Origin of the sequence: Nocardioides sp. (assembly GCF_036374615.1) — a bacterium.
GTDB lineage: Bacteria > Actinomycetota > Actinomycetes > Propionibacteriales > Nocardioidaceae > Nocardioides.
This window is the reverse complement of the sequence record NZ_DASUTK010000223.1, coordinates 25,600-44,042: the sequence shown is the minus strand read 5'-3', so window position 1 is coordinate 44,042 and position 18,443 is coordinate 25,600. Positions and strand designations below refer to the sequence as shown.

17 protein-coding genes and 1 tRNA gene are annotated in these 18,443 nt (G+C 71.6%); 11 read left to right on the top strand and 7 right to left on the bottom strand.

The features are described from left to right. Positions 1 to 128 precede the first annotated feature (128 nt). Together glp and VFZ39_RS17300 are read right to left on the bottom strand one after the other, a co-directional pair. Positions 129 to 1,358, bottom strand: coding sequence for a gephyrin-like molybdotransferase Glp (glp, locus tag VFZ39_RS17305; RefSeq protein ID WP_330867036.1), 1,230 nt, complete (start codon positions 1,356 to 1,358; stop codon positions 129 to 131). Continuing rightward, positions 1,351 to 2,742, bottom strand: a complete 1,392-nt coding sequence (locus VFZ39_RS17300) for a UTP--glucose-1-phosphate uridylyltransferase (RefSeq protein WP_330867035.1) — start codon at positions 2,740 to 2,742, stop codon at positions 1,351 to 1,353. Before VFZ39_RS17300 ends, glp begins: the two co-directional genes overlap by 8 nt. Before the next feature lie 23 nt (positions 2,743 to 2,765). On the opposite strand from VFZ39_RS17300, the gene VFZ39_RS17295 reads away from it, so the two are divergent. Further along, positions 2,766 to 3,368: a 5-formyltetrahydrofolate cyclo-ligase gene (locus VFZ39_RS17295; RefSeq protein WP_330867034.1), complete on the top strand. Its 603-nt coding sequence runs from the start codon at positions 2,766 to 2,768 to the stop codon at positions 3,366 to 3,368. A gap of 53 nt (positions 3,369 to 3,421) precedes the next feature. Here VFZ39_RS17295 and VFZ39_RS17290 read toward each other — a convergent pair whose 3' ends face one another. Next, a complete protein-coding gene (locus VFZ39_RS17290; RefSeq protein WP_330867033.1) occupies positions 3,422 to 6,073 on the bottom strand; it encodes a penicillin acylase family protein in 2,652 nt (883 codons plus the stop codon). A 96-nt stretch (positions 6,074 to 6,169) separates the two neighbouring features. On the opposite strand from VFZ39_RS17290, the gene VFZ39_RS17285 reads away from it, so the two are divergent. The 3 genes from VFZ39_RS17285 to VFZ39_RS17275 are packed head-to-tail and all read left to right on the top strand — an operon-like array spanning position 6,170 to position 7,608. Next, positions 6,170 to 6,505, top strand: coding sequence for an FmdB family zinc ribbon protein (locus VFZ39_RS17285; RefSeq protein WP_330867032.1), 336 nt, complete (start codon positions 6,170 to 6,172; stop codon positions 6,503 to 6,505). A gap of 54 nt (positions 6,506 to 6,559) precedes the next feature. Further along, complete coding sequence (locus VFZ39_RS17280) at positions 6,560 to 7,192, top strand: SAF domain-containing protein (RefSeq protein WP_330867031.1); 633 nt, start codon at positions 6,560 to 6,562, stop codon at positions 7,190 to 7,192. Positions 7,193 to 7,248: 56 nt separating this feature from the next. Then, on the top strand, positions 7,249 to 7,608 hold the full coding sequence (locus VFZ39_RS17275; protein WP_330867030.1) for an MscL family protein: 360 nt from the start codon (positions 7,249 to 7,251) through the stop codon (positions 7,606 to 7,608). Between the two features lie 28 nt (positions 7,609 to 7,636). Here VFZ39_RS17275 and VFZ39_RS17270 read toward each other — a convergent pair whose 3' ends face one another. After that, complete coding sequence (locus VFZ39_RS17270; protein ID WP_330867029.1) at positions 7,637 to 7,828, bottom strand: hypothetical protein; 192 nt, start codon at positions 7,826 to 7,828, stop codon at positions 7,637 to 7,639. Further along, positions 7,825 to 9,042: an LCP family protein gene (locus VFZ39_RS17265; RefSeq protein ID WP_330867028.1), complete on the bottom strand. Its 1,218-nt coding sequence runs from the start codon at positions 9,040 to 9,042 to the stop codon at positions 7,825 to 7,827. The genes VFZ39_RS17270 and VFZ39_RS17265 overlap by 4 nt, the downstream gene beginning before the upstream one ends. Positions 9,043 to 9,190: 148 nt before the next feature. On the opposite strand from VFZ39_RS17265, the gene VFZ39_RS17260 reads away from it, so the two are divergent. Then, positions 9,191 to 9,263: transfer RNA gene (locus VFZ39_RS17260), tRNA-Arg, on the top strand. 325 nt (positions 9,264 to 9,588) lie between these two features. Here the strand turns inward: VFZ39_RS17260 and VFZ39_RS17255 are convergent. Beyond that, positions 9,589 to 10,758, bottom strand: a complete 1,170-nt coding sequence (locus VFZ39_RS17255) for a saccharopine dehydrogenase family protein (protein WP_330867027.1) — start codon at positions 10,756 to 10,758, stop codon at positions 9,589 to 9,591. 50 nt (positions 10,759 to 10,808) lie between these two features. Here VFZ39_RS17255 and VFZ39_RS17250 point away from each other — a divergent pair, with 50 nt between their 5' ends. From VFZ39_RS17250 to VFZ39_RS17240, 3 genes are all read left to right on the top strand, one after another. After that, complete coding sequence (locus VFZ39_RS17250) at positions 10,809 to 12,719, top strand: beta-propeller domain-containing protein (RefSeq protein WP_330867026.1); 1,911 nt, start codon at positions 10,809 to 10,811, stop codon at positions 12,717 to 12,719. A gap of 125 nt (positions 12,720 to 12,844) precedes the next feature. Next, on the top strand, positions 12,845 to 13,114 hold the full coding sequence (locus VFZ39_RS17245) for a DUF2277 domain-containing protein (protein WP_330867025.1): 270 nt from the start codon (positions 12,845 to 12,847) through the stop codon (positions 13,112 to 13,114). Next, entirely contained in the window at positions 13,111 to 13,932 is an 822-nt protein-coding gene (locus VFZ39_RS17240) for a Sir2 family NAD-dependent protein deacetylase (protein WP_330867024.1), read from the top strand. Before VFZ39_RS17245 ends, VFZ39_RS17240 begins: the two co-directional genes overlap by 4 nt. Positions 13,933 to 13,951: 19 nt before the next feature. Here the strand turns inward: VFZ39_RS17240 and VFZ39_RS17235 are convergent, their stop codons facing one another. Further along, complete coding sequence (locus VFZ39_RS17235; RefSeq protein ID WP_330867023.1) at positions 13,952 to 14,638, bottom strand: metal-dependent transcriptional regulator; 687 nt, start codon at positions 14,636 to 14,638, stop codon at positions 13,952 to 13,954. A 47-nt stretch (positions 14,639 to 14,685) separates the two neighbouring features. Between VFZ39_RS17235 and VFZ39_RS17230 the strand changes: the two genes are divergently transcribed. The 3 genes from VFZ39_RS17230 to VFZ39_RS17220 are packed head-to-tail and all read left to right on the top strand — an operon-like array spanning position 14,686 to position 18,391. Further along, entirely contained in the window at positions 14,686 to 16,008 is a 1,323-nt protein-coding gene (locus VFZ39_RS17230) for a deoxyribodipyrimidine photo-lyase (RefSeq protein WP_330867022.1), read from the top strand. After that, the gene (locus tag VFZ39_RS17225; RefSeq protein WP_330867021.1) at positions 16,005 to 16,766 is read left to right on the top strand and encodes a hypothetical protein; all 762 of its coding nucleotides are present in this window, start codon (positions 16,005 to 16,007) and stop codon (positions 16,764 to 16,766) included. The genes VFZ39_RS17230 and VFZ39_RS17225 overlap by 4 nt, the downstream gene beginning before the upstream one ends. A 44-nt stretch (positions 16,767 to 16,810) precedes the next feature. Next, positions 16,811 to 18,391: a glycoside hydrolase family 13 protein gene (locus VFZ39_RS17220; RefSeq protein WP_330867020.1), complete on the top strand. Its 1,581-nt coding sequence runs from the start codon at positions 16,811 to 16,813 to the stop codon at positions 18,389 to 18,391. Positions 18,392 to 18,443 lie beyond the last annotated feature (52 nt).

Genomic DNA, 18,443 nt, shown 5'->3' with positions numbered 1-18,443 from the left:
GGGGGCGACCAGCACCCGGCCGGTCGCCACCGCCTGCCGGTCGGTGAGGTCCTTGCCGGACACGTCGACCATCCTGGCTGCACCGGACTCGTCGACGTGCGTCAGCCGGTCGGCGCGTTCGGTCATCTCTAGAACTCCTCGTCGAGCGCGAGTACCTGAACCATCTCACCTGCCGGCAGGCTCGTGGTGTCCTCGGGGACGACGATCAACGCGTTGGAGTCGGCCAGCCCGCCGATCAGGTGCGAGCCCGGTCCGCCCACGGGCGAGACCGTGGGCCCGCCGCGGCCACGCTCGAACGAGCCGCGCAGGAACTGCCGCCGCCCGGCCGGCGAGGAGAGGCCGTGGGTGAGCCGGGCGCGGGTGGCGGGACGCGAGTACGGCGCCTTCCCCATCAGCTTGCGCAGCGCGGGTTGCACGAACATCTCGAACGAGATGTACGACGAGACCGGGTTGCCCGGCAACGTGAAGATCGGCACCCGGTCCTCACCGACGACGCCGAAGCCCTGCGGCTTGCCCGGCTGCATCGCGACCGGGCCGAACCACACGGTGCCGAGTGGCGACAACGCCTCTTTGACGACGTCGAAGTCGCCCTGGCTGACCCCGCCGCTGGTGACGACCAGGTCGGCCCGCACCAGCTGGTCGTTGAGCGCGTCGAGGAAGGCGCGGGGCTCGTCGGGGACGATCCCGACCCGGTAGGCGATGGCGCCGGCACGGCGCGCGGAGGCGGCCAGCAGCCACGAGTTGCCGTCGTAGATGGAGTCAGGGCCCAGCGCGGTGCCGGGCTCGCGGAGCTCCGAGCCGGTCGACAGCACGACCACCCGCGGCCGGGGCCGCGACCGGACGGTCGCCCGCCCGACGCTGGCGAGGAGACCGAGGTGACGAGGTCCGAGGATGGTGCCGGCCTCGACGAGTAGGTCGCCCTCGCTGACGTCCTCGCCGGCCCGCCGGACGTGGGCGCCGACGTCGGCCGCCTGCGTGATCCGCACCTGCGCGACCCCGCGGTCGGTCCACTCGTAGGGGACCACGGCGTCGGCTCCCTCGGGGACCGGCGCCCCGGTCATGATCTTCGCTGCGGTGCCGGGTGAGAGCGCGAGCAGCCGGGCCTGGCCGGCCCCGATCTCGCCGACGACCGGCAGGTGGACCGGCGCGTCCGCACTCGCGGTGGCCACGTCGGCCGCTCGCACGGCGTACCCGTCCATCGCGGAGTTGTCGAAGGAGGGCAGCGCGATGGACGACACGACGTTCTCGGCAGCGGCGAGACCCATCGTCTCCATGAGCGGCTGCGGGAAGTCAGGCAGCGGCTCGATCGAGTCGAGGATCCGCGTGAGGTGCTCGTCGACCGAGATCGGCTCAGGCATCCGCACGCCCGCCACCGAGCACGGTGCCGGAGTCGACGCGCTTCGCCGACGAGGCCTCGAGCTCGACCTCACCGACCACCCGCACGTCGCGGCCGAACGTCCAGTCGCCCTCGACCGTGAGCCTGGTCGCCTCCCGCAAGGACGGCGCGCCCTCGGGGAACCGCTTGTCGAACTCGCCGACCAGTCGGTAGTGGGTGTCGTCGAGATCGACGTACGGGATCCGGTCGCCGTTCTGGTCGAGCACGAAGTCGTCGCGGATCTCGTAGACGTCGGACCGCAGCACGAGCAGGTCGTTGGTCGTCTTGACCGGCACGAACCGGTCGCGGCCCACCTCGATCGTGCGCGCATCCTCGAAGACCTCGATCGCCGAGCCCATCGCGGTCTCGATCTGGATCACCTGGGGCGAGCTCGGGTCTGCCGGGTCGACCGGCTTGACGTTGCGGATCAGCGGCAGGCCCAGGATGCCGCCCCTCACGTCGAGCGCCTGCTTCATCGCGGCCAGGTCGAACCACAGGTTGTTGGTGGAGCAGTACTTGTGGCGCGACAGGTCGGCCAGCGCCTCCCGGTCCTCCTGGGGCGTCTGCGCGGTCTCGCGCAGCACGATCCGGCCGTCGAGCCGGCGGCGCGCGAAGTGCCCGCCCTTGCGGTCCGACGGAGTACGCCGGACCGCCTCGATCGCGAACGGCGCACCGCTGCGCGCGAACCAGCCGGCGACGCGGGCGTCCGGGGTCGCGCCGAGGTTGTCGGAGTTCGAGACGAAGACGTACTGGTAGCCGGCGGCCATCAGCTTGTCGAGCAGTCCGGTCCCGCGCAGCGCGGTGTACAGGTCGCCGTGCCCGGGCGGGCACCACTCGAGGTCGGGGTCCTTCGGGTACGACACCGGCGACAGGTCCTTCACCAGCAGCTTGGGTTCCTTGTTCTGCAGGAACTCCAGCGGCAGGCCCTCCACGGGGAGGTCCCCGTACCGCGCCAGCGCCGCCAGGGTGTCGCGGCTGGTGCGGAAGCTGTTCATGAAGATCAGCGGCAGGTCGACGCCGTACCGCTGCCGCTGGTGGAGCACCTGCCGGGCGATGATGTCGAGGAACGACAGCCCGCGCCGGACGCACAGCAGTGACTTGGCGCGATCCATGCCCATCGAGGTGGCGAGCCCGCCGTTGAGCTTGATCACCGCGGTCTTGCCGATCGCCGCGGCCGCGTCGTCGTCGCTCACCTCGACGTCGGCCAGGGACTCCATCGTCAGCGGCTCGATCGACGACTCGGGGATCAGCCCGGTCTCGCCGTGCTCGAGAAGCCGGTAGTAGTGGGCGAACGTCTCGATGGCGACCTCGTCGACCCCGGCGGCGGCCATCTTCTCGCGCGCACGGTTCAAGCCTGAACTACCCATGTCGACGATCGTAGGCTGGTGGCATGGTTCTGTCCCCATCACCCCGCGACGCGACCCGGGCCGCGAAGACGGCGCTGCGCGACCAGGTGCTCGCTGCCCGGCGGGGGTTGCCACTCGCAGACCTGGGCGTGCACGGCGCGCAGCTGGCCGACGTCCTCCTGCAGCACGAGGAGGTACGGCGGGCCGCCACCGTGACGGCGTACGTCTCGATCGGCCGCGAACCCGGGACGGCCCGGCTGATCGAGGGCCTCGCGGCCGCCGGCAAGCGGGTGCTCCTGCCGGTGGTGCTGCCCGACCTCGACCTGGACTGGGCGGCCTACGAGGGTGACGCCTCGCTGGCCTCCTCGAGCTACGGCCTGCTCGAGCCGACCGGCAGGCGCCTGGGCACGGACGCGGTGGCGACCGCCGACGCGGTGCTCGTGCCCGGCCTCGCCGTGTCCGACCGGGGCCACCGGCTGGGGCGCGGCGGCGGCTGCTACGACCGCGCGCTCGGCCGGGTACCGGTCGGCACCTTCACCTGCGTGATGCTCTACGACGGCGAGGTCGGTCGCGACGTACCGGTCGAACCGCACGACCGGCCGGTGCTCGCCGCAGCCACCCCGTCCGGCGTCCGCCTCTTGCGGTAGTCCCCGACGCTTCGGCTGCCGAACGACCGGATCCGCAGCCACAGAGTCGGGGACTACCCCCCTGCGGGCGCTGGGTTCAGGGTGAGCGTGTCCTCGGCGGACTCGTCGACGGCCTGGCTCGAGAACGGCCAGGGCAGCATCTCGCCCTCCACCCAGAGGTCGGTCTGGTCGGTGTAGTGGTCGGAGAACGGGTGCCCGGAGACGCCGGTCAGGCTGATCCAGCGGGACTGGTCGAGGTCCGCCAGGCTCACGACCATCCGCATCGACGGGGCTGCGGTCACGACGTACCCCTCGCGCGAGTCCCAGGACGTCGCGTTCACGATGGCGTTCCCGCCGCCGACCTTCCAGTCGCCGCGGTTGAAGAGCCACTCGACGGGCGCCACCCCCGACGTGCCGAGCGTGGCGTGCTCCAGGTCGAGCTGGTGGAGGTGCCCCCAGTCCCAGGTCTCGGGGTTGCGGCCCTCCAGGCGGGTCAGGTCGTCGCGGGCCTCCAGCAGCGCAGTGCGCAGCACGTCGTCGCGTGTCTCGACGTCGTCCTCGGTGGTGCGGTCGTCCCACCACGGGTTCGCGGGGTCCTCGAGGAGGCTCTCGACGACCTGCATCCATCGGGAGCCGCCGGCCGGCCGGGCCGCCTCCGGCAGGTCGTCGTGGAACGTCAGCTCGAGCAGCCGGCGCCACACCACGTTGTAGTACGCCGCCGCAGCGCTGTCGGCCGGCTGGCGGAAGTCCCACTCCGCCAGCAGCCGCTGACCCGTGCTGTAGTAGCCGCTCGGGAGCGACTGGCGCAGGAGGTAGGGCACCAGCGTCGCCGCCATCGGGTTGCGGTCGTCGAGCTGGAGCTCGGCCATGTCGCCGACCGACAGCCGACCCCGCGCCTCCAGCAGGTCTCTGATCCGCTGGGCCCGGTAGCCCTGGTCCCAGTCGTCGGTGAGGAAGTAGGGGTAGTCGCCGCCGATCACCTGCTGGTTGGCGGTGACGACGAAGCCCTCCTCCGGGTCGAGGACGTTCGGCAGGCCCTCGAACGGCACCACCTCGCGGGTCCAGTCGTCATCGGCGCGCCACCCCTCCGCGGGCAGGTAGCCGTCGTTGCCGGACTGCCGGATCGGGATCCGGCCCGGCGCCTGGTACCCGATGTGGCCCTCCCGGTCGGCGTAGACGAGGTTCTGGCTGGGGACGGCGAACGACGCAACCGCGTCGCGGAACTCGTCCCAGTTCGCAGCCGAGTTCAGCTGCAGGATCGCGTCCGCCGTCGGAGCCGGTCGCAACGCGGTCCACGCCAGGGAGACGGCGTACTCACGCGGCTCGCGGCCCGGGTGCTCCGGCCGGGCGAGCTCGCCCACCTCGGCGTACTCGTCGAGGGCGTCGGACACCAACGGCCCGTGGGCCGTCGAACGGACCCGGATCGTGACGTCCTCGCCGCCGTGGACCCGGATCACCTCCTCGCGGACCTGCAGGTCGCGCCGACGCCCGTCGTGCATCCACTGGTCTCCCTCGACCTTCTCGAGGTAGAGGTCGCTGACGTCCGGCGAGAGGTTGGTGAAGCCCCAGGCGATGTCTCCGTTGTGGCCGATGATCACGCCCGGCATCCCGGAGAACGTGAACCCCGAGACCTCGAGCGGGCAGTCGGCCGACACCGTGCGGCAGTGGAGCCCCATCTGCATCCAGATGCCCGGCATCGAGACGCCGAGGTGCGGGTCGTTCGCGAGGATCGGCTCGCCGGTGGTGGAGTGGTCACCGTCGACCACCCAGCTGTTGCTGCCGATTCCTTCTCCGACGCCCACGAACGCCGGGAGCGAGGTCGCCCGGTCGCGCACCCGCGTCAGCGCTGCGATCGCAGCCTCCGACGCGAGGTAGGACGGACGCTGCGGAAAGCGGGTGCCGCCGGTCGCCTTCTGGTCGAAGACCCCGTCCACCACCGCGCCCTCGGAGACGATCGGGGCGAACCGCTGCCCGTCGTACGCCGGGTAGAGCTCGGCCACCCGCTCCGGGTCGTTCTGCGACAGCGCCAGCACCCGTTCGATCTCGTCGGTCATGTTGCCGCGGAGGTCCCAGGCCATCGCCTTCAGCCAGGCGAGCGAGTCGGCCATGGTCCACTGCTCCGGCTCGTAGTCGAGGCCGGTCGCCCGGAGCACGGTGTACTCCAGCCCCAGCTGGGTCGGAGAACGCTGGTCGAGGTACGCGTTCACGCCGTCGGCGTAGGCGTCGAACGCGGCCCGGGTGTCGGGGTCGAGGAGGGCAACCTCCTGCTCGGCGACGTCCCGCCAGCCGAGCGTGCGGATGAAGGTGTCGGTCTCGACGGTCGTCTCGCCGAACAGCTCGCTGAGTCGGCCGGAGGTGACGTGGCGCCGCACGTCCATCTCGAAGAACCGCTCCTGGGCGTGCACGAAGCCCTGCGCCCGCATCAGGTCGGCCACGCTGTCGCCGTACAGCTGCGGGATGCCGTTGGCGTCGCGCACGACCGTGACCGAGGACTCCAGGCCCGGGAGGTCGAGCTCACCGGACGTGATGGGCAGTGGTCGCCGACCGAGCGTGACCACCGCGACGAGGCCGATGACGAGCGCCAGCACCAGGCCGAGGACGACGTACGTCGTCACGCGCAGCGGCTTCGGCAGCAGCCCGAACGTGGAGCGCCAGCCGTCGGGCGCGGTGCCAGGTTCGGCGGCGTCGGCGTCGGCGTCGGCGTCGTGGGGCTCTGGCGAAGTCATGGGTTGCACATTGTGCCGTACCATTGGCAGTCGCCATGCGGGAGTGCCAGCTCTGCACGGCGCCAGCCGAACCACCGAGGACCCACAGGAACGACAGTGCCGACCTACCAGTACGCATGCACGGAGTGCGACCACGCCTTCGAGCAGTTCCAGAGCTTCACAGACGACGCCCTGACCGAGTGCCCGCAGTGCCACGGCCGGCTGCGCAAGCTGTTCAACGCCGTCGGCGTGGTGTTCAAGGGGTCGGGCTTCTACCGCAACGACAGCCGGGCACCTGAGAAGTCCGGCGCGTCGGGGTCCGAGAAGTCCGGATCGGAGAAGTCCGCGTCCGAGAAGTCCGGGTCGAACGGCTCACCGGAGAAGAAGAAGTCCGACACGTCGACAACCTCGACGACCTCGACCCCGAGCACCCCGGCCGCGGCAGCGTCCTGACGCTGCCTGTGGAGGACCGGCCCGGGCGGTTCTGAACCTGCCTACCGTCGAGGCATGTCCTCGATCCGGGCGCGAGCCCAGCAGGTCCGTCGCGTCGTACGCCGCCGGGTGCTCGCCCGGCGTCGGCTGCTGGCGGCGCTGTTCACAGCCGGCGCCGTCGCCGCGGGGCTGCAGGCCGCGCTGGGGCCACCGCCGCCGACGGTCGCGATCACGACCGCGGCCCGCGACCTCTCGGCCGGCACGGTGCTCGACGCCGATGACCTGCGAGTGCTCGAGGTGCCACCCGACGCCGTGCCCTCGGGCGTGGTCGACGACGCCACCGGCCGGACCCTGGCGGCGCCGCTGCGGTCCGGCGAACCGGTCACGGACGTCCGGCTCGTCGGCGCCTCGCTGGCCGCAGCCCACCCGGGGCTCACCGCCCTGCCGGTGCGACTCCCCGACCCGGGCAGTGCCGCCCTGCTCGAAGCCGGTGACCGGATCGACCTGGTCGCCACCGACCCGCAGGCAGGTGGGAGCCGCGTGGTCGCCTACGACGCGCTGGTGCTCGCAGTCCCCGAGAGCTCGGACGACGGATCGTCGGAGCCGGTCACCGGCGCGGTGGTGGTGCTCGCGGTCGACCCGGCAGCGGTGGCGGACGTCGCCGACGCCGCCGCGCGACTGTTCCTCACCTACGCCTTCAGCCGCTAGTGTCCAAGAACAACTCGACCCACGGCTCCTTCGTACTCGGGGCCCGAGGAGGACAAATGACCGGTTTCAGGAACTTCATCATGAAGGGGAACCTCGTCGAACTGGCAGTGGCCTTCGTCATGGCGGCCGCCTTCGCGGCAGTCGTGCTGGCCACGGTCGACATGCTCATGGACCTGATCGGCAAGGCGGGCGGCACGCCCGACTTCTCGAACTGGACGCCCGAGGGCATCTCCGTCGGGGCCTTCTTGACGGCGCTGATCTCGTTCATCGTGATCGCGGCGGTCGTCTACTTCCTGATCGTGATGCCCTACACGAAGGCGCAGGAGAAGTACTTCCCGAAGGGCGAGGAAGGCACTCCAGACGACGTAGTCCTGCTGCAGGAGATCCGGGACCTGCTGGCCAACCGGACCGTCTGACCGACGGTCCTCGTCTCGCCGTCGGGAGTCAGCCCCCGTGGTGAGGCGGCACCTGCGACCTGAGCCACTCGTCGCCGGGATCCGAGTCGTCGTCTCGGCGTACGCCGGGGTCGCGCTCGTCCTGCGTGGTCTCGGGCAGGACGTCGCCGAAGACCCGCGCTAGTCGCGCCCGGCGCTCGGCCGCGGTCTCCGGACGGTCCTGCTCGGGAGGCGTGGTCACGCGCAGAGTCCGTCCTGCTCGGCGCGCTCGGCCGCGGCGGCGATCTGCTCCGGCGTCTTCGGCTTCTTGTTCTTCTGCTTGCCCTGGCCCGGCACGCTGCCGGCGCTGATCGCGTCCCCGGTGAACCGCTTCGCGAGCGGCTCGTCGTTGGCGATCTGCTTCCAGAGCTGCTTCGCCGAGTCCTCCCAGAAGACGCGACCCCAGAATCCCGAGTCCTCGGAGTAGTAGGCGTTGGGGACGGTCAGGAACTGGATGTTGTCGAGCCCGATGTCCTGGAAGCTGACGCCGATCTTGGCGATCTTGACGACGTTCTCCAGGTCTTCGTCGACGGTGAGGGACTCGGTCGCGGCGTTCAGGAACCCGACCAGTCGGTCCACCCGCGCGAGCGTGTCCTTCGAGATGACCTTCTTGGCCATGGCGGCGATGAACGCCTGCTGGCGCTTGATCCGGCTGATGTCGGAGCCGTCACCGAGCGTGTAGCGGGCGCGGACGTAGTTGAGCGCCTCCCGCCCCTCGATCTCGCGGGTCCCCGCCGGGATGTTGATGCCGTGCGCCGGGTCGACGATGTCCTCGGGGATGCAGACCGGGACGCCGTCGATGGCATCGACCATGTCCTCGAAGCCGGCGAAGTCGACGACCACGATGTGGTCGATGTAGACGCCGGTCAGGGTCTCGAACTGCTGGACCGTGCACGTAGGCCCGGCGAGGTTGAACGCCTCGTTCCACATCACGTCGGTCGCCGGCTCGGTGTGGGAGCCGTCGGCTGTCTTGCACTGCGGCCGGTCGACGATCGAGTCCCGCGGGATGCTGACGCCGTACGCGCGCTCCCGGTCGGCGGAGAGGTGGAAGAGGATGGTGGTGTCCGACCGCTCACCCGTGCCCGTGAGGTTGTCGATGTTGTTGCCGGCCTGGTCGCGATCGTCGGAGCCCATGACGAGGATGTTCAGCGGCTCCTGCGGCCCCTGGACGTCTTCCTTGTCCGGGCGGTTCTCCAGCTGGCCGGCGATCTCGATCACCGTGAGATTGCCGTTGAGGTGTCGGTAGAAGTAGACGATGCCCAGCCCGGTCACGAGCGCGAGCACCACCGTCGAGATCAGGACCACCCGCCCCACGGCGGTCGTGCGGCGGGCCCTGGCCCGGCGCTTGGGCCCGTTCGAGCCGTTGCCGGTCGTCGAGTCGCCGAGAGCCTCGGGCGGCTCGACAGGCTCGGTCATCGGGGCGGTACCTCAGGTTCTGCCGGAGAAGAGTGCTTGCGTGAATGTGAACTCCCAATAATCGCGGCTCGCGCGGCGTGAGACAAACCGGCGAGCCTCCGCCCGCTCGGGTCTCGGCCGCTCGGCGTGGGAGGATGTGCGGTCGTCAGCCCCAGTAGCTCAGCGGATAGAGCAGCCGCCTCCTAAGCGAAAGGTCGCAGGTTCGACTCCTGCCTGGGGCGCTCCCCCTGCCGTTCCCCTGCCGTTCCCCCGCCGCCTCGTGTGCCTGAGAGTGCGCCCCAGCGCACTGTGGGGCACACGCCGCGGGGGTCAGGGGTCGTATGGGGCGGTGGACCCTAGCCCCCCGACTCGGGTCCACCGCCACGTCGGCCGGCGCGCGAAGCGGGGGCTCGGTTGGCCGTGCGGGCGTAGCCCAACGCCCGCACTTGTGAGAATCCTCCCCGTTCACGGCCCCACCCCTGGAGAGGTGGCTGCCGCCATCATCAGTCTGTGCCAGAGGCCGCGACTGCCGCAACAGCCGACCACGATTCGGGCCCAGATTTTGCCTCAGGCCACGATCTCGAAGCGGATGCCGGCCTTCTGGAGACGCGCGAGCAGCTGGTCGCCCATCGCCTGGGCGGTCGTGAGCTGGCCGGCGACGTCGGGGTTGTCGTCGAGGGCCAGGCACAGCGCTGACTCGGCGAGCATCTTCGCGGTCTCGCCGTAGCCGGGGTCGCCGCCGCTGACGCGGGTGTGGATCCGCACGTCGCCGGCATCGCCGACGAAGTCCACCGTGAACCACGACTTCTCACGTCGTGAGTCGTCCGGACCCTCACCGGGTCGGATCCGGCCGAGCAGCAGGTCGCGGAGCGGCTTCACCTGGGCCGCGGCGCCGAGAGCCGCCACCGTTGCGACGCCACCCACGGCGTACCGCAGCGACGTGGTGCCGGCGAAGTGCGCGTAGCGGAACTCCGGGCCGTACGCCGGCAGCGCCTTGCCGCTCCGGGCGACGATCAGCGGGTCGATGGTCGGGAGCGGCAACAGCCAGTAGCCGAGCTCCGCGTCGCGCCGCGGCTTGCTCCGGACGGCCCGCGACGACCGTCCGACGGGTCGGGCCTCCAGCTCCCGGCGCTCCGCGGCCGCCTCACGCATCTGTCGATGCCGCGACAGCGCCGTCAGGGCCGAGTGGAACGTGCCGCCAGACACCATCCCGCCGGCCCGGACCACGCCGCGCAGCGTGATCGGCCGGTCGGACGGCAAGTGGTGCACGGTGAAGTAGGCGCCGAGGTCGTACGGGATCGAGTCGAAGCCGCATGCGTGCACGATCCTGGCGCCGGTGCGGACAGCGGTCTCGTGGTGGGCGACGTACATCCGGTTGACGAACTCCGACTCGCCGGCGAGGTCGACGTACCCCGTGCCGGCAGCCGCGCAGGCCGCGACCAGCGGTTCGCCGAACGTGAGGTACGGCCCCACGGTGGTCGCGACGACCCGGGTGCGCGACGCCACTGCAGCCAGCGCCTCCCGGTCGGCGGCGTCCGCGGTCAGGAGCTCGAGGTCCTCGAGCCCGGGGTCGATCGCGACCAGCCGGTCGCGCACAGCGGCGAGTTTCTCGGGGTTGCGTCCGGCCAGGGCCCAGCGGAGACCCGCGGGCGCGTGCTGCGCGAGGTACTCAGCGGTGAGGGCCCCGGTGAACCCGGTGGCTCCGAACAGGACGACGTCGAGGTCACGGGTCGGCATCAGCCCATCGTTGCAGGGAACCGGCGCGCGACCAACGTCGTCCCATCGCCATGACGAGATCAGGACGCGCAGGACTGGCCGTGGCCGCTGTGGCCGCGCTGGGAACATCGTTCGTCGCCGGCATGGCGATCGCAGGGGGTACGACGGCCACGCCGCCCGGACCGCCCACACCGGGACCGGTGGACCTGCCGATCCGGTTGGCCAACGCCGACCTCCGCGTGCCGGGCAGCTGCGACGCGCTGCTCGACTCGTACATCGACCGGGGCGTCGAGCGGGTCGGGCCGTACGGGTGGGACTCGCCGGTCTACTACCTCGCCGAGGACGGGGGGGTCGTGGCGAACGAGGACTCCGCCGGGTCCGGGGACGCAGAGCCGGCGCCGACGTCCGGCGAAGGTCGGGTCGTCGAGCAGGGCAGCAGTGCGACCGGCACGAACGTGCAGGAGGTCGGAGTGGACGAGCCGGACGTCGTGAAGACTGACGGCGAGCTGCTCGTGCGCGTGCTGGAGGACGACGTCGTGCTCTACGACGTGACCGGGTCCGAGCCGCTCGAGCTGGCCCGGTTCGACCTGCCCGGGGAGGTCGAGAGCGCGGAGCTGCTGCTGGCCGGTGACTCGCTCATCGTCACCGGCACGGTCGAGCGCAGCGACGTCTCCGGCGACACCAGGGTCATCACGTACGACGTCTCGGACCCGGCCGAGCCGAGGCGGGTCGACGACCGCGGCTACGACGCTGACCTGGTCCGCGCGGTGCAGCACGACGACGACGTCCGGCTGGTCCTCAACGGCGGTCTGCCCGACCTCGACTTCGTCCAACCGCGCTTCTGGCGCGACGCCGAGGAAGCGACCGAGCGCAACCAGGACGTGGTGCGAGAGTCGACGATCGATGACTGGCTGCCCACCGTCACGACGTACGACGCCGACGGCGAGCCGACCGGCACGCAGTCATTGCTGGACTGCGCAGAGGTGACCGTGCCCGAGTCCGCCGATGCGGCACTCGGGACCATGGCCGTGGTGGGTTTCGACGCCGACGACCCCGGTGACGCCGACCTGCTCGGCGTGGCGACCGACACGCGGCTGGCCTATTTCTCGCCCACGCGGATGTACCTCGCCACCAGCGCCTGGTCGACGTGGGGCTGCTGCTGGGACGGCATGCCGGTCGCCGGGACGGCGGACGACGGCCGCAGTCGGATCTACGGGTTCGAGCTCGACGGCACCGACGCGACGTACGTCGCCTCCGGCGTGGTCGACGGCGTGATCCAGGACCGCTGGGCGATGGACGAGCACGACGGTGTGCTGCGGGTCGCGGTCGGTCCGAGCCAGGAGACCGGCAACTTCAACAGCGTCGTGCTGCTGCGGGAGGACGGCTCCGACCTCGAGGAGGTCGGCCGCGTCGACAAGCTCGGCGTGGGCGAGGACATCAAGTCGGTCCGGTGGTTCGACTCGCTCGCGATCGTCGTGACGTTCCGACAGGTCGACCCGCTGTACGCGATCGACCTGACCGTTCCCGAGCGACCGGAGCTGCTCGGCGAGCTGAAGATCCCCGGCTTCTCCGAGTACCTGCACCCGATCTCCGGCGACCGACTGATCGGCTTGGGGCAGGACGCGACGCTGAGCGGCATGCTGCGCGGCGCGCAGGCCGCCGTGTTCGACGTCTCCGACCTGACCGACCCTCGACGCACGGACGTCGTCTCCTACCGGAGTGGCTCGGTCGCCGCCGCGGCCGCCGATCCGCGTCAGTTCACGTGGCTTCCCGACGCGCGGACGGCGCTCACGGTCGTGTCCCAGGGCTGGGAGGGCCGGACCGGCTGGGTGTCGGTGCTGGCCGTCGACGGCGGCTCGCTGACGAACCGGATGGTCGAGGTGGAGTACGGGACCGACGTCGACGACGTCCGGCTGGTCCCGCTGCCCGACGGGCGGGTCGTGCTCACGACCGGCGAGGACGTGTCCTTCTTCGAGGTGTGAGGGTGCAGGGTCGCCGTTTGGACACAAACGGCGGCGACACGCCGAGCCAGCATGCCGTTTCTGCCCAATCGTCACGGCCGAAACGAGCACGACCAGCGTCGCCACCACGAAGTACGCTCGACGTCATGTGCCGCAACATCCGACCGCTGAACAACTTCGAGCCGCCGGCCACGAACGACGAGGTGGCAGCCGCCGCGCTGCAGTTCGTCCGCAAGGTGAGCGGCATGACGAAGCCCTCGCAGGCCAACCAGGCCGCCTTCGACCACGCCGTGGCCGAGATCGCCCACACCACCCGGCACCTGCTGGACGACCTCGTCACGACCGCACCGCCGAAGAACCGGGAGGTCGAGGCGGAGAAGCGGCGGGCCAGGTCCGCCGCCCGGTACGCCGGATGACGCTGCTGTCGGCCGACACCGGCCTCGACGCGGCGCTGGCGTTCCTGCGCGACCGGCCGCTGGTGGTGCTGACCGGGGCCGGGCTGTCGACCGACTCCGGGATCCCGGACTACCGCGGCCCCGGGTCGGTACGACGCAGCCCGATGACCTACCAGCAGTTCGTCTCCGGCCCCGAGGCCCGGCAGCGGTACTGGGCACGGGTGCACGTCGGCTTCGGTCGGTTCTCGGCGGCCACCCCCAACGAGGGTCACCGGGCGCTCGCGGGACTCGACCCGGAGCTGCTGATCACCCAGAACGTCGACGGACTGCACGAGGCGGCCGGCTCGCGCCGCCTGGTCGCGCTGCACGGGAGGATCTCCGACGTCGTCTGCCTGTCGTGTCGTGCCACCTGCTCCCGCCAGAGGCTCGAGCAGCGACTGGCTGCCGCGAACCCCGGCTGGGCCGAGGAGCACGCCGACCTCTCGCTGCGTCCGGATGGCGACGTGGACCTGCGCGACACCGCCCGCTTCGTGGTGCCCGACTGCGCGCAGTGTGGTGGCGTGCTCAAGCCAGACGTCGTGTTCTTCGGCGAGAACGTGCCGGCCGACCGGGTGGCCCGCTGCTACGCCGCGGTCGACGGGCTGGTCGCGGCCGAGGGCGCGCTGGTCGTCGTGGGGTCGTCGCTGACGGTGATGAGCGGGCTGCGGTTCGTGAAGCGCGCCGCTCGGTCGGGGACGCCGGTCGTCATCGCGAACCGGGGAGCGACGCGGGGCGACGAGCTGGCGACGTACCGCGTCGAGGCCGGGTGCAGCGAGTTCCTGACGGCACTCGTCGCGTAGCGCGGCGCAGGGAGCCCGGCTAGAGGACCCGCACGAAGATGTGCTCGGCCGCCTCGGGCACGATCTCGGCCGTCTCGCCACCGCTGCCGACCAGCACGCCCTCCTCGGTGCGGGCGACCGTGACGGTCTTGTCGGGGACGGCGCCGACCCGGCGCAGCGCGCCCATCAGCACCTCGTCCTTCTGCATCTCCTCGGAGATCCGGCGGACGTGGACCCGCGCCTCCTCCGTGAGGGCGATCTCCGACAGCGGGGTGACGCCGTCCATGAACTCCTCACCCTCGCGCGTGTCACCGAGCTCGTTGAGGCCGGGGATCGGGTTGCCGTACGGCGACTCGGTCGGGTGGTCGAGCAGCTCGATCAGCCGGCGCTCGACGGTCTCCGACATCACGTGCTCCCAGCGGCACGCCTCGGCGTGGACGAGCTCCCAGTCGAGCCCGATCACGTCGACCAGCAGCCGTTCGGCGAGCCGGTGCTTGCGCATGACCCGGGTCGCGAGCCGCTGGCCCTCGTCGGTCAGCTCGAGGTGCCGGTCGCCCTGGACCGTGAGCAAGCCGTCGCGCTCCATCCGGGCGACGGTCTGGGACACCGTCGGGCCGCTCTGGTGCAGGCGCTCAGCGATCCGGGCCCGCAGCGGCGTGATGCCCTCCTCCACCAGCTCGTAGATGGTGCGGAGGTACATCTCCGTGGTGTCGATCAGGTCGCTCACGTGGCCATTCTCCCCCATGGCCGGGTGGGGTGGCAGAGTGGGAGCGCATGACGGCGGTGATGTGGTTCCGGCGCGATCTGCGGCTCGCCGACAACCCCGCCCTGGTCGACGCCGCCGCCGACGGTGAGGTGCTGCCGCTCTTCGTGCTCGACCCGGCGCTATGGGGCCCGTCGGGCCTGCCCCGGAAGCTCTACCTGGGCGACTCGTTGCGAGCACTTGACGGCGCGCTGCGTGACGGTCCGCGCAACACCGGCGGGCTGCAGGTGGTGCGAGGCGACCCGGTACGACGGGTGGTGCTCGCCGCCCGGGAGGTCGGCGCGACGCGCGTCCACGTCGCGGCCGACTTCGGGCCGTACGGGTCGGCGCGCGACCGGGCGGTGGAACAGGCGCTGGCCGAGCACGGCATCGAGCTGGTCCGCACCGGCTCGCCGTACGCGGTCGCGCCGGGGCGAGTGACGAAGGCCGACGGGGCGCCGTACGCCGTCTTCACGCCGTTCAGCCGGGCATGGACCGACCACGGCTGGCGCCCACCCATCGATGCCCCGAACCGCGTCACCTACCTGACGCTCCAGGAGACCGCCGAGGTCCCCGACCGCGAACGGCCCGACGCCCTGTCGCTGCCTCAGGCAGGCGAGGCGGCGGCGGTGCGCCGGTGGCGGACGTTCCTGGACGAGCGGATCGACCGCTACCAGGACGATCGCGACAAGCCCGGCGTCGCCGGCACATCGCAGATGAGCGTCCACCTGAAGTGGGGCGAGATCCATCCGCGGACGATGCTCGCGGACCTCGCACGTCGCCGGTCGCGCGGCGCCGCGACGTATCGCACGGAGCTGGCGTGGCGCGAGTTCTACGCCGACGTGCTGCACCACCGGCCAGAGACCGCCCGTGAGTACCTGCGGGGTGAGTACGCCGCGATGGCGTACGACGAGCCGGGTGACCAGCTCGACCGCTGGCGGCGTGGTCGCACCGGCTTCCCGATCGTGGACGCCGGGATGCGGCAGCTGCAGCAGACCGGCTGGATGCACAACCGGGTGCGGATGATCGTGGCGAGCTTCCTCGTCAAGGACCTGCACGTCGAGTGGCAGCACGGAGCGCGCCACTTCATGCAACACCTCGTCGACGGCGACCTCGCCTCGAACCAGCACAGCTGGCAGTGGACCGCCGGCTGCGGCACCGACGCGGCGCCGTACTTCCGCGTCTTCAACCCGGTGAGCCAGGGCCGGAAGTTCGACCCGGACGGCGCGTACGTACGGCGCTGGGTGCCCGAGCTCGCCGACGTCGCCGACCCGCACGAACCGGTCGACCCGATCGTCGACCATGCCGAGGAACGTCGCGAGGCACTGGCCCGATGGGAGAGGATCCGGTCATGAACGAGCTGCTGGTGCCCGGCCGGTTCTGCGGTCCGCCGTCCTCGGGCAACGGCGGCTGGACGGCCGGGGCGTTGGCAGCACTGCTCGATCACGACTGCCCGGACAACCACGCCGCAGCGTGGCCGACGGTGCGGGTGACGCTGCGCCGACCGCCGCCGCTCGACGTGCCGATGCCGGTCGTCGACGGCATCGCCACGACCGAGGGCGGCGCCGTCGCGGAGGCCGAGGTGCTGGCCGACGAGCTGGGGGCGGTCGAGCCGGTGCCCCACGACGTGGCGGCGGAGGCCGCGGCGAGGTACCCCGGACTGACCAGCCACCCCTTCCCGACCTGCTTCGCCTGCGGCACCGGCCGCGAGGAGGGGGACGGCCTGCGGATCTTTCCCGGCCGGGTGGACGACGACCACGACGGCCGCACCAGGGTCGCCGCGCCCTGGACGCCACACCCGTCGGTGGCGGAGGACTGGCACGAGTACGCCGACGAGGCGCGCCGGGCCTCGGTCGCCGTCACCTGGGCGGCGCTGGACTGCATCGGCGGCTGGGCGGGCGACCTCAGCGAGCGGCTGATGGTGCTGGGTCGGATGACCGCCCGGGTCGACACGCTGCCGGTGATCGACGAGCCTCACGTCGTCATGGGCGGCGCCCGCGGCGCCGACGGCCGGAAGACGTTCACGGCCTCGTCGCTCTACGACGCCGACGGCAGGATCGTCGCCGTCGCCGAGCACGTCTGGCTCGCGGTCGACCCCGCCGACTTCGGCTGAGCCGGGTTTGACCGTCCGACGGGTCGCCGAGGACACTGGCCGGCATGGCTTTGAACGATCCAAACGCGACGCCGTGGTGGCGCGACGCGATCACCTACCAGGTGTACGTGCGCAGCTTCGCCGACTCCGACGGCGACGGGGTCGGTGACCTCGCGGGCATCACGTCGCGGCTGCCCTACCTGCGCGACCTCGGGGTCGACGCGCTCTGGATCACCCCCTTCTACCCGAGCCCCCAGCACGACCACGGGTACGACGTGGCCGACTACTGCGACGTCGACCCGTTGTTCGGCGACCTGGCCGCGGCCGACGAGCTGCTCGCCACGGCCCACGACCTGGGGCTGCGGGTCGTCGTCGACCTGGTGCCGAACCACACGTCCAGCGAGCACCCCTGGTTCCGGGCCGCGCTCGCCGCCGGTCCCGGGAGCGCCGAGCGCGCCCGCTACCTGTTCCGCGAGAGCCCCGACGGCCCGCCCAACAACTGGGGCTCGGTCTTCGGCGGCCCCGCCTGGACCCGGGTCGAGGACGGCCAGTGGTACCTCCACCTCTTCGACACCACCCAGCCCGACCTGGACTGGCGCAACCCGGAGGTGGCCGCACTGTTCGAGGACGTGCTGCGGTTCTGGCTCGATCGCGGGGTCGACGGCTTCCGGATCGATGTGGCCCACGGCCTCTTCAAGGAGTCGGGCCTGCGCGACCAGGTGCTGCCCGCCTCGGGTGACGGCCACACGGGCTCGATGGTCGAGCGGCGGTTGAACGACGAGCCGATGTGGGACCAGCCGGAGGTGCACGACGTCTACCGGCGCTGGCACCAGATCCTCGCCGAGTACGACGGCGACCGGATGGCGGTGGCCGAGGCCTGGACGCAGACACCGGAGTCGATGGCGCGGTTCGTCCGGCCCGACGAGCTGTCCCAGTCGTTCAACTTCGGCTGGCTGCTCGCCGAGTGGTCCGCCACCGCGTTCGCCGACGTCATCCACGGCACGCTGACCGCGATGGCGCCGGTCGGCGCAGCAGCGACCTGGGTGCTGAGCAACCACGACGTGGCCCGTCACGCCTCGCGGTACGGCGGCGGCGAGCGCGGCCTCGCCCGGGCCCGAGCGGCCACGCTCACGATGCTGGCGCTGCCGGGCTCGGCGTACATCTATCAGGGCGAGGAGCTCGGGCTGCCCGAGGTCGACGTCGCGCCGGAGCACTGGCAGGACCCTGCCTCCCTGCGGACCGGCCAGAAGGGGCGCGACGGCTGCCGGGTCCCGATCCCGTGGTCGGGCACCAGTGCGCCGTACGGCTTCGGTCCCGGGACCGGCCAGCCGTGGATCCCGCAACCCGACGAGTGGGCCGCACTGAGCGTCGAGGCCCAGCAGGGTCGGGCGGGGTCGACTCTGGAGTTCTACCGCGAGGCGCTCCGCGCGCGGCGGCGGTACGCGCTCGGTGCCGGCGACGACGTGCGGCTCGACGACGAGCCGCGCGACGTGCTCACCGTCCGTCGCGGGCCGCTCACCGTCGTCCTCAACTGCGGCGCGACTCCCGTCCCGCTGCCCGACGGTGACGTGCTGATCTCCAGCGGCCGGCTCGAGGACGGCAAGCTGCCCGCCGACACCGCGGCCTGGCTCCAGACTGGTCGGTAGTCCCCGACGCAGGGGTCGCGACATCAGCCGATCAACAGCCGCAGCGTCGGGG